Below are 9,519 nucleotides of genomic sequence, written 5' to 3' on the forward strand. Positions count from 1 at the left end.
GCACACGCGTCAACTAGTAGTTGACAATCCAACGTGCGTCAACCCGGAGTTGACGAAGATCGACTGTCAGGATGAGGGTCACGACCGATCCGATACCGGCGAGCGCCCGCCTCCCGGCGGGATCGCGCAGGCAGCGCCCGAGCAGGCGGCGCGGAACCGTGGTCGGCGGCTTCACTCCTCGAGCGGGCGGAAACAACTGTCTCGATCGGCGGGCACGAAGACCCCGCCGATCAGGCCGAGCGCGACCGCGGGGTCACTGAACCGCTCGTACAAGGAGACGATGGACGGGCTCACCGACCAGTCGATCTCGTCGTAGCACCCGGCGATCCGCGCCCACGCCTTCAGCTTCCAGCTGTACATCTGCGTCGCGTACAGATTGCGCTGCTCCGGATCGGTGTCGGCGAGCCGTCCGTAGAGCGTGCGGTGCGCGGTCCGGATGTGCCCGGTCAGCGCGACCACCTCGTCCTGCGAGAGCGCGCGCAGGGAGGACCCGTTGCGGGCGAAGACGCGCGCTTCCAGAACGTCGCCGAGGTAGTCGCTGGGCGTGAACCACGCCGTCCCCCAGACGTTGTTGTCCATCCGCACGCTGTCCGGCAGCCGGTAGGCGAGGACGAAGTGGTGCTCGGGGAGCGTGTCCCGGATCCCGTCGAGCCACGGGAAGTCCCCGTCCCCGTCGCAGCAGAGTTCGCGCAGCGCGAGGAAGGTGCCGTCGCCGAGGTCGTAGGGGCCGGTGTCGCAGACGGCGGTGCGGGCGTCGCAGTTCTCCAGGAAGGCGTAGGCGGTGAGCCGGGCGGCGAACTTGCGGATGACGGCGGTGGTCGCCGGGTCGTTCGGCTCCAGGTGGCCCAGGATCGACCCCAGGAGTTCGGGGCCGACGACGTGCGAGCTGTCCGGCGGCTCGGCGTCCATGTTGAACAGCGCGCCGTCGGTGCGCATGGCAATGGTGGCGCGGCGCCAGAAGCGCAGCACGGTGAGGGTGTCCTCGTGGCCGTCGGCGAGGGTGTTCGCGCCGAGGTCGACGTAGAGTTCACGGCCGGTGAGGTAGTGCAGCGGCATGGCGGCGAGGTTGATGAAGCTGCGCTTGGAGCCGATCGGCAGGCCGGTGCGGACCAGCTCCTCGGCGGTGGCGTGGCGGAGGATGGTGCGCAGGCGGTCGGGGACCTTCCGGTAGTCCTCCATCATCGACATGACGATGTAGGTGTTCATGCCGAACATCTCGGATTCGAAGACTGTGCGCCGAGCCAGCTCTGACTTGTAGGCGCGGCCGCCCTGCAGCACGAGCTGGTTCCACTCGTCGAGGGTGGGCTCGTAGTCGGGGTCGGTGCGGACGCGGCTCGCGAAGGTGGTCACGAGGCCACCGCCGGGGTGGCGATCTCGATGGTGGCGTTCTCCGGGTCGCCGAGGACCAGCCGGACCTCGGTGCCGGTCGGGATGTCGGTGTCGATGGTGGCCGCGAGCACGCAGGGCACCGCGGATTCGCGGGAGAGGATGGCCAGGTGCGATTCGCGGCTGCCCGCGGTGCAGACGATGGCCTTCAGGTCCGGGAGGATGGGCGACAGGAACGTCATCCCGCCCTTGTGCACGAAGGCGATGGTCTCGGCCAGCTCCTCGTCGTCGATGGAGAGCACGTCGGCCGTGGTCTCGAACCACCGCGCGGTGCCCGAGATGTCCGCACTGACGAACAGATTGGTGCCGGTACCGGCGGAACTCGTCATTGCTGATCCTTTCCGAGAGCGGAAGAGCGTCCGGCCGACGGTATGAGCTGAGTCACAGCGGTGCACAGTCCACTTTGGGAGACAACCGACAGCTCACCCTCGACCCGCGGACAGTACTGTGCTGAGATACTGAGTACTGTTGAACGTATTACCGAGGAGAGCCCCGTGCCCCAGACCACCTCCGTGATCGTCGGCGGCGCCCGCACGCCGATCGGCCGCCTGCTCGGCGGGCTGGCCGGGTTCACCGCCGCCGAACTGGGCGCGGTCGCCATCGGCGGCGCGCTGGACCGGACCGGGGTGGCGCCCGGGGCGGTGCAGTACACGATCATGGGCCAGGTCCTGACCGCCGGAGCGGGGCAGATGCCCGCCAGGCAGGCCGCGGCGAAGGCCGGAATCCCGATGTCGGTGCCCGCGCTGACCATCAACAAGGTGTGCCTGTCCGGGATCGAGGCGCTGATCCTGGCCGACCAGTTCATCCGCTCCGGCGCCTTCGAGGTGATCGTCGCCGGCGGCATGGAATCCATGAGCAAGGCGCCGCACCTGCTGCCCGGTTCGCGCACCGGCTACAAGTACGGCGAGGTCACGCTGGTCGACCACATGGCCTACGACGGGCTGCACGACACCTTCACCGACCAGCCCATGGGGCTGCTCACCGAGGCGGGCAACGACCGCGACTCCATCGCCCGCGAGGACCAGGACGCCTTCGCCGCGCGCTCGCACCGGCTGGCCGCGAAGGCCTGGGACAGCGGGGTCTTCGACGACGAGGTGGTCCCGGTCGAGGTGCCGGGGCGCAAAGGCGAGAGCGCCTGGTTCGGCCGCGACGAGGGCGTGCGCCCGGACACCACCGTCGAGACGCTGGCCCGGCTGCGCGGCGCCTTCCGCGCGGACGGCAGTATTACCGCGGGCAATGCCTCCACCATCAACGACGGCGCCTGCGCGCTGGTCGTGACCAGCCGAACGTACGCCGAGAAGCACGGGCTGAGTTGGCTCGCCGAGATCGGCGCGCACGGCATGGTGGCCGGGCCGGACTCCGGGCTGCAACTCCAGCCGTCGAATGCCATCGCGGAAGCCTGTGCCGCCGAGGGCAGCTCGCCGGGAGAGCTGGACCTGGTGGAGATCAACGAGGCGTTCGCCGCGGTCGGGATCGCCTCCACTCGCGCGCTCGGCATCGACCCCGAGCGGGTCAACGTGAACGGCGGCGCGATCGCGCTCGGCCACCCCATCGGCATGTCGGGGGCGCGGATCGCCCTGCACCTGGCGCTGGAGCTGCGCCGCCGCGGCGGCGGCGCAGGCGCGGCCGCGCTCTGCGGCGGCGGTGGGCAGGGCGACGCCCTGATCCTGCGCGTTCCGAACTGACCCCCGAGACGAGGAGCACCCGTGACCCTGCCCGCCATCCTCACCGACCGGCTCCGGCTGCCCGCGATGGCCTCGCCCATGTTCATCGTCTCCGGCCCGGAGCTCGTGGTCGCGCAGTGCACGGCGGGCATCGTCGGCTCGTTCCCGAGCCTGAACGCCCGCCCGCAGGCGCAGCTGCGCGCGTGGCTCACGACGATCACCGAGCGGCTCGCGAAGTACGACGCCGAGCACCCGGAGGCGCCCGCCGCGCCCTTCGCGGTGAACCTCATCGTGCACCGGTCCAATGCCAGGCTCGACGAGGATCTGGCCACGATCGCCGAGTTCGAGGTGCCGATCGTGATCACCTCGCTCGGCGCCCGCGCCGACGTCAACGAGGCCGTGCACGGCTACGGCGGCATCGTGCTGCACGACGTCATCAACGACCGGTTCGCGCGCAAGGCGATCGAGAAGGGCGCGGACGGGCTGATCGCGGTGGCGGCCGGGGCGGGCGGGCACGCCGGGACGCTCTCGCCGTTCGCGCTGCTGCAGGAGATCCGGGCCTGGTTCGACGGGCCGGTGCTGCTCTCCGGCGCCATCGCGCACGGCCGCTCGATCCTGGCCGCGCGGGCCGCGGGCGCCGACCTGGCGTATATCGGCTCGGCCTTCATCGCGACCCGCGAGGCGAACGCGGTGGACGGGTACAAGCGGATGATCGTCGACTCCGGCGCGAGCGACGTCGTCTACTCCAACCTGTTCACCGGCGTGCACGGCAACTACCTGCGCGGCAGCATTGTCGCCGCGGGCTTGGACCCGGACGACCTCGGCACCTCCGACCCCTCGGCCATGGACTTCGGCACCGGGGACACCGTGACCTCCGGTGCCAAAGCGTGGCGCGATATCTGGGGCGCCGGGCAGGGCGTCGGCGCGGTCACCGCCGTCGAGTCCACCGCCGACCTGGTGGCCCGGCTGCGCCGCGAGTACGACGCCGCACTTGTCCCCCTGCGTGCACTGTGAAGCCCGCGCGGACACCCCTAGCGTTATTTGACCAGCAGAGACGAGGAGCCATCGTGCAGATCATCGAAACCGCGTCGTTCACCGCGCACCCGGACGCGGTCTGGAAGGTGGTCGGCGACGTCGGCGCCATCGCCTCCTGGATCCCGGCCATCGAGAGCGTCCGCATGGACGGCGACACCAGGCACGCCACCTTCGCCGGGGGCGGCGGCGATGCCGTCGAGCGGATCGTCGAGCACGACGACGCCGGGCGCAGCTACCTCTACGAGTACCTGAGCGGCCCGCTGCCGCTGCAGGAGTACCGCTCCCGGATCACCGTCGAGGCGCAGGACGGCGGCTCGCGCATCAGCTGGGACGCCACCTTCACCTCCGGCTCCGCGGCGGGCGACGAAGAACTCGCCACCGCGATCCGCGGCATCTACCGCGACGCGCTCGACCGGCTGCGGCAGGAGCTGGGCGCGTGACCGCCCTGCTCGACGGCAAGGTCGCCGTCGTCACCGGCGCGGCGGGCGGGATCGGGCTGGCCACCGCGCGCCGCTTCGCGGAAGCCGGGGCGAAGGTCGTGATCGGCGACATCCAGGACGAGCTGGGCGCCGCCGCCGCTTCCGATATCGGGGCTAGCGCGGTGTACCGGCACGCCGACGTCACCGACGAGGCCGAGATCGAGGGCTTGGCGCGGGCCGCCGTGGACGAGTTCGGGCGGCTCGACGTCTTCGTCAACAATGCGGGCGCGCAGGGTGATCCGGCTCCGATCATCGACCTCACCGCCGACGGCTTCGACCGCACCCTGGCACTGCTGACCCGCTCCGCACTGCTCGGGCACAAGGTCGCGGCGCGGATGTTCCGGGAGCAGGGCTCCCCCGGCTCGATCATCACCACCGCCAGCGCGGCGGCGCTGCAGGGCGGGTGGAGCACGCCGTCGTACACGATCGCCAAGCACGCGCTGGTCGGGTTGGTGCGGCAGGCCGCCATCGAGCTGGGCGGGCTCGGCATCCGCTCGAACGCCATCGCGCCGGGGATCATCAAGACCCCGCTCATGGCCAGGACCTTCGGCGTGCCCGCCGCGGAGTCGGACGCCTTCGTCGACCACCTGGAGAACCGGCTCGGCGCGAGCCAGCCGCTGGGCAGGCTCGGCACCGCCGAGGAGATCGCCGACGTCGCGCTCTTCCTCGCCTGCGACCTGGCCCGCTACGTCACCGGCACGGTGATCCCGGTCGACGGCGGCGCCACCGCGGTCACGCTCGGCACCTTCGCCACCGACGTGGTGGCGGCCGCCGCCGAGTTCACCGCGGCGCGCGGATGAGCGCTGCCGGTGACGCCCTGCGGCTGCGCGGGCTGCGGGTGCCGAATCGGCTGTGGATGTCGCCCATGTGCCAGTACTCGGCGCCGGCGGGGGTGGTCACCGACTGGCACGTGTCGCACCTCGAGGCGCGGGCGGTCGGCGGGGTCGGGTTGGTGCTCACCGAGGCGACCGCCGTCGTTCCTGAGGGGCGGGTGAGCCCCGCCGACCTCGGGGTGTGGTCGGACGAGCAGATCCCGGGGTTGGCGCGGATCGCGGCGGCGGTGCGGCGGCACGGTGCGGTGCCCGCGCTGCAGCTGGGGCACGCGGGGCCGAAGGCGTCGACGTACCCGCCGTGGATCGATCGGCGGCGGCGGGTCGAGCCAGCCGACGGTGGCTGGATTCCCGTCACGGCCTCCGAGGGTGCGCGGGTGCTGTCGACGGACGAGGTCCGGGCGGTGCCCGGCCTGTTCGCGGCCGCCGCCGGGCGCGCTCGCGCAGCCGGATTTCAGGCCGTGGAAATCCATGCCGCGCACGGATACCTGCTGCACTCCTTCCTCTCCCCGCTGAGCAATCACCGCACCGACGCCTACGGCGCGGACCGTGCCCTGCTGGTGCGCGAGGTGGTCGGTGCCGTGCGCGAGGTGTGGCCCGCCGACCTGCCCCTGCTGCTCCGCATCTCGGCAACCGACTGGCTCACCGGCGGGCTCGATGTCGAGGACGCGGTCACGTTGACCGAACAGGTTCTCCCGCTCGGCGTCGACCTCATCGACGTCTCCTCCGGCGGCCTGCGCCCGGCCGTCATCGGCTCCGTCCCCGGTTACCAGGTGCCGTTCGCCGCCGAGATCCGGCGCCGGACCGGCGCGGTCGTCGGCGCGGTCGGGTTGATCGAGGAGTCGGGGCAGGTCGCCCGCATTCTCGGCGAGGGCGCGGCCGACGTGGTGCTGGCCGGGCGTGCGACGCTGCGGGATCCGAACTGGGCTCGGAACGTGCTGCGCGAGAGCGGCTCCGCGATGCCGTGGCCCCCGCAGTACGCGTGGGCACTCGGGTAGCGCTCAGAACCGTTCGCGCAGGCAGGCGTCTACCTCGCGGCTCCTGCTCCGTGGTCTGAAACTCTTACTGATCGGAATATCTCGCGTTTCGCCTGCAATGAAGGCGATCGGACTCTACGAATACGGCGGCCCCGAAGTGCTGCGGGTGCTGGAGCTCCCCTCCCCCGAACCCGGCCCCGGCGAGGTACGCATCCGGGTGCACGCGGCAGCGGTCAACGCCACCGACGTGCTGCTGCGCACCGGCGGCATGCGTCGGTGTACGGGGCGAGCCTGCCGGACATCCTCACCCCGGCCGCGCAGGGCGTGGTCCCGGAGATGAACCGGCTCTGCCTGCTCAGCAACCCGGAACAGCTGCACGCCATGGGGCAGCCGCTGCTCGGGAACTTCACCACCCGCGACCCCACCACCACCCTGCCGTGGAGCGACCTGCTGGCGCGGAACTCCGCGGGCGCCACGGTTTTCCGCGCCCCGCTGCTCGTCGCCCAGGGCCGCGACGACGAACTGGTGGTGCCCGCGGACACCGACGCCTTCGTCGCCCGCGAACGCGGTCACGGCATGGACGTCACCTACGAGCAGATTCCCGGCGCCTCGCACGCCACCATCGCCTACCTGGCGATCCCCGCGCTCATCACCTGGCTGGACCGGATCGGGCACTGACCGCGGCGCAAATCCGTCGCGCGGCAGCGTTTCCGGCGGCGCGGAGCGGGAATTGCCTGAGCAGTCCAGTCCAGCACAGGAGTCGAGATGCCCACCTTCGCCCGCCGCCGCCCCGCCACCCGGAACACCAGCCTGCTCGGCGTCATCGTGCTGGTCTGGCTACTCATCGGCGTGATCGCCGGGGCTCAGCGCAACTACTACGACAGCGCGCCGCAGAACTGCGCGAGCACCGGCACGATCGCGCTCACCATCATCGCGGGGCCGCTGAATTACCTCGGCGCGAACCCCAAGGCCGACTGCGATATCGACGTTCCGCAGCCCAGCCAGTAGTTCCACGGGTCACGACCGAACTTCGACGAGCCGGAGGCCGTCGGCACCGCGGGTGCTGACGGCCTCCGGCTCGTCCTGTCGCCGCTCGACGCCCTGCGCTCAGCCCGGCAACCCCGAGCCCGCGTAGGCGAGGTAGATCGCCTCCCCCACCATGGCGGGCCGCTCCTGCCCGCGCACCTCCAGCCGGACCGCGACCCGATACCGCACCCCGCCGTCCGCCCGCGCCGCCACCTCGTCGATCCGCGCGACCAGCCGCAGCTCCGCCCCGACCGGCACCGGGGCGGTGAACCGCACCCGGTCCAGCCCGTAGTTGGTGCCGCGCACCTGGTCGGTGAGGGTGAGCAGCTCGCCGAGCAGCTTCGGCACCAGCGCCAGGCTGAGGTAGCCGTGCGCGATGGTGGTGCCGAACAGCCCGGCGGCGGCGCGCTCCGGGTCGACGTGGATCCACTGGTGGTCGTCGGTGGCGTCGGCGAAGGTGTTCACCCGCGTTTGGTCGACGGTGAACCAGGCGGTGGCACCGAGGTCACGGGGACCGGTGGCCGCCAGTTCGCCGATGGTGGTGGACAGCCCCTCGCTCATCGAGCACCTCCGCAGTCAAGTCGAAACCGAACGATCGTTAGCCGAAGTCTGCCAGAAGTACACGAATGACGGCAGCGAGTTGACAAACGATCGTTCGGGATGGAGATTGTGCATGACTTGGATCACACCTCGCAGAGGAGCACGGGCATGGTCGCTCAGGACACGGGGGTCGCCCCCGCACCCGCACAGGCGGAGCCGGATCGCCGATCCGCCCGCCGGGCCGCGCTGGCGGGCGGCGTCGGAACGCTGATCGAGTACTACGACTTCAGCCTCTACGGCTACATGGCCGCGGTCATCGCCCCGCTGTACTTCCCCAGCGACGACCCGGTCACCTCGCTGCTCTCCGCGCTCGCCGTCTTCGGCACCGCCTACCTGATCCGGCCGCTCGGCGGGGTGGTCTTCGGGCACATCGGCGACCGCTTCGGGCGCAAGAAGGCGCTGATGGCGACGCTGGTCTGCATGGGCGTCGGCTCCACCATGATGGGGCTGCTGCCGACCCCGGCGCAGATCGGCGTGTGGGCGACGGTGCTGCTGGTGCTGGTCCGGCTGGTGCAGGGCTTCTCGGCGGGCGGCGAGGTCGGCGGCTCGGCGACCTTCATCTCCGAGTCGGCGCCGCCGCGGCGCAAGGCGATCTACGGCTCGTTCACCCCGCTCGGCTCGACCGGCGGCTTCGCGCTCGCCGCCGCGGTGGCGGGCATCGTGGCGGCGCTGACCACCGACGACCAGCTCGATTCGTGGGGCTGGCGGATCCCGTTCCTGCTGGCGCTGCCGCTGACGCTGTTCTGCCTGTGGGTGCGGACCCGGGTGTCGGAGACGCACGAGACCGAGGGCTCCGACACCGAGCAGCACTCCCCCGTCGCCGCGGTGTTCCGCCGCCAGCCGCGCGCGCTGCTGCAGGCCGTCGCGATCAGCGCCGCGGTCAACGGCACCGCCTACATCGGGCTCACCTACATGACCATCCACCTGTCCAAGCGGCTCGGCTACGACGCGGCCCCGGTCTACTGGGTGGCCACGCTGGCGATCGGCATCGCCGCGCTGAGCATGCCGCTCGGCGGGCTGCTCGGCGACCGGATCGGGCTGGTCCGGCTCATGGTGCTCGGCTTCGTCGGCTTCATCGTGCTGACCTACCCGATGATGGGGCTGATGGAGCGCGGGCTGCTGATCGCCACCGTCGCCTACATCGTGATCATGCTGAACTCGGTGGCCGCGCAGGTCGGGGCGTACACGCTGCTGCCGCAGCTCTTCGATAAGGCGTCCCGCTTCACCGGGGTCGCGATGGGCTGGAACCTCGGCGTGATCATCGCGGGCGGCACCGCGCCCTACGTGGCGGTCTGGCTGGTGGCGCGCACCGGCAACAACCTCGCGCCCGCCTTCTTCGTCATCGCGCTGGCGATCGTCGGGCTGATCACGGTGTGCACGGTGCGCGCCAGGCACACCGTCGCCACCGACTGACCGTTTCGGGTTCGACGCGGCCGCGGGGGGGGGGGGCGCCGCGCGGCGCCCCCGTGTGGCCCAAGCCCCCGGGTGCACAAATGAGTGGCCGGCAAAGAGACGCCGCGGG

General features: G+C 71.4%; 11 protein-coding genes. 8 read left to right on the forward strand and 3 right to left on the reverse strand.

The annotated features are described in order from the left end of the window. Positions 1-171: 171 nt before the first annotated feature. Positions 172-1,350 (reverse strand): hypothetical protein, encoded by a 1,179-nt coding sequence (locus ACFUUZ_RS27100; protein ID WP_378701015.1) that lies wholly within the window; start codon positions 1,348-1,350, stop codon positions 172-174. After that, a complete protein-coding gene (locus tag ACFUUZ_RS27105) occupies positions 1,347-1,715 on the reverse strand; it encodes a PEP-utilizing enzyme (RefSeq protein WP_378701017.1) in 369 nt (122 codons plus the stop codon). The genes ACFUUZ_RS27100 and ACFUUZ_RS27105 overlap by 4 nt, the downstream gene beginning before the upstream one ends. A gap of 165 nt (positions 1,716-1,880) precedes the next feature. Here ACFUUZ_RS27105 and ACFUUZ_RS27110 point away from each other — a divergent pair, with 165 nt between their 5' ends. The 7 genes from ACFUUZ_RS27110 (at position 1,881) to ACFUUZ_RS27140 (ending at position 7,379) form a co-directional block, all read left to right on the forward strand. Beyond that, positions 1,881-3,071 carry an acetyl-CoA C-acetyltransferase gene (locus ACFUUZ_RS27110; RefSeq protein WP_378701018.1) on the forward strand — a complete coding sequence of 397 codons (1,191 nt, stop codon included), beginning with the start codon at positions 1,881-1,883 and terminating at the stop codon, positions 3,069-3,071. 21 nt (positions 3,072-3,092) lie between these two features. Then, on the forward strand, positions 3,093-4,064 hold the full coding sequence (locus ACFUUZ_RS27115) for an NAD(P)H-dependent flavin oxidoreductase (protein ID WP_378701020.1): 972 nt from the start codon (positions 3,093-3,095) through the stop codon (positions 4,062-4,064). Positions 4,065-4,117: 53 nt separating this feature from the next. Further along, positions 4,118-4,525, forward strand: coding sequence for an SRPBCC family protein (locus ACFUUZ_RS27120; RefSeq protein WP_378701022.1), 408 nt, complete (start codon positions 4,118-4,120; stop codon positions 4,523-4,525). Continuing rightward, on the forward strand, positions 4,522-5,364 hold the full coding sequence (locus tag ACFUUZ_RS27125) for an SDR family NAD(P)-dependent oxidoreductase (protein ID WP_378701024.1): 843 nt from the start codon (positions 4,522-4,524) through the stop codon (positions 5,362-5,364). The genes ACFUUZ_RS27120 and ACFUUZ_RS27125 overlap by 4 nt, the downstream gene beginning before the upstream one ends. After that, positions 5,361-6,392, forward strand: a complete 1,032-nt coding sequence (locus ACFUUZ_RS27130) for a hypothetical protein (protein WP_378701026.1) — start codon at positions 5,361-5,363, stop codon at positions 6,390-6,392. Before ACFUUZ_RS27125 ends, ACFUUZ_RS27130 begins: the two co-directional genes overlap by 4 nt. Positions 6,393-6,647: 255 nt before the next feature. After that, positions 6,648-7,049: an alpha/beta hydrolase family protein gene (locus ACFUUZ_RS27135; protein ID WP_378701028.1), complete on the forward strand. Its 402-nt coding sequence runs from the start codon at positions 6,648-6,650 to the stop codon at positions 7,047-7,049. Positions 7,050-7,136: 87 nt separating this feature from the next. Beyond that, a complete protein-coding gene (locus tag ACFUUZ_RS27140; RefSeq protein ID WP_378701029.1) occupies positions 7,137-7,379 on the forward strand; it encodes a hypothetical protein in 243 nt (80 codons plus the stop codon). Positions 7,380-7,478: 99 nt separating this feature from the next. Here ACFUUZ_RS27140 and ACFUUZ_RS27145 read toward each other — a convergent pair whose 3' ends face one another. After that, positions 7,479-7,958 (reverse strand): MaoC family dehydratase, encoded by a 480-nt coding sequence (locus ACFUUZ_RS27145; protein ID WP_378701031.1) that lies wholly within the window; start codon positions 7,956-7,958, stop codon positions 7,479-7,481. Positions 7,959-8,105: 147 nt separating this feature from the next. Between ACFUUZ_RS27145 and ACFUUZ_RS27150 the strand changes: the two genes are divergently transcribed. Further along, positions 8,106-9,410, forward strand: coding sequence for an MFS transporter (locus ACFUUZ_RS27150; RefSeq protein WP_378701032.1), 1,305 nt, complete (start codon positions 8,106-8,108; stop codon positions 9,408-9,410). The last annotated feature ends 109 nt before the right edge of the window (positions 9,411-9,519 follow it).

Origin of the sequence: Nocardia sp. NPDC057353 (assembly GCF_042667085.1) — a bacterium.
In the GTDB taxonomy this organism is placed as follows: domain Bacteria; phylum Actinomycetota; class Actinomycetes; order Mycobacteriales; family Mycobacteriaceae; genus Nocardia.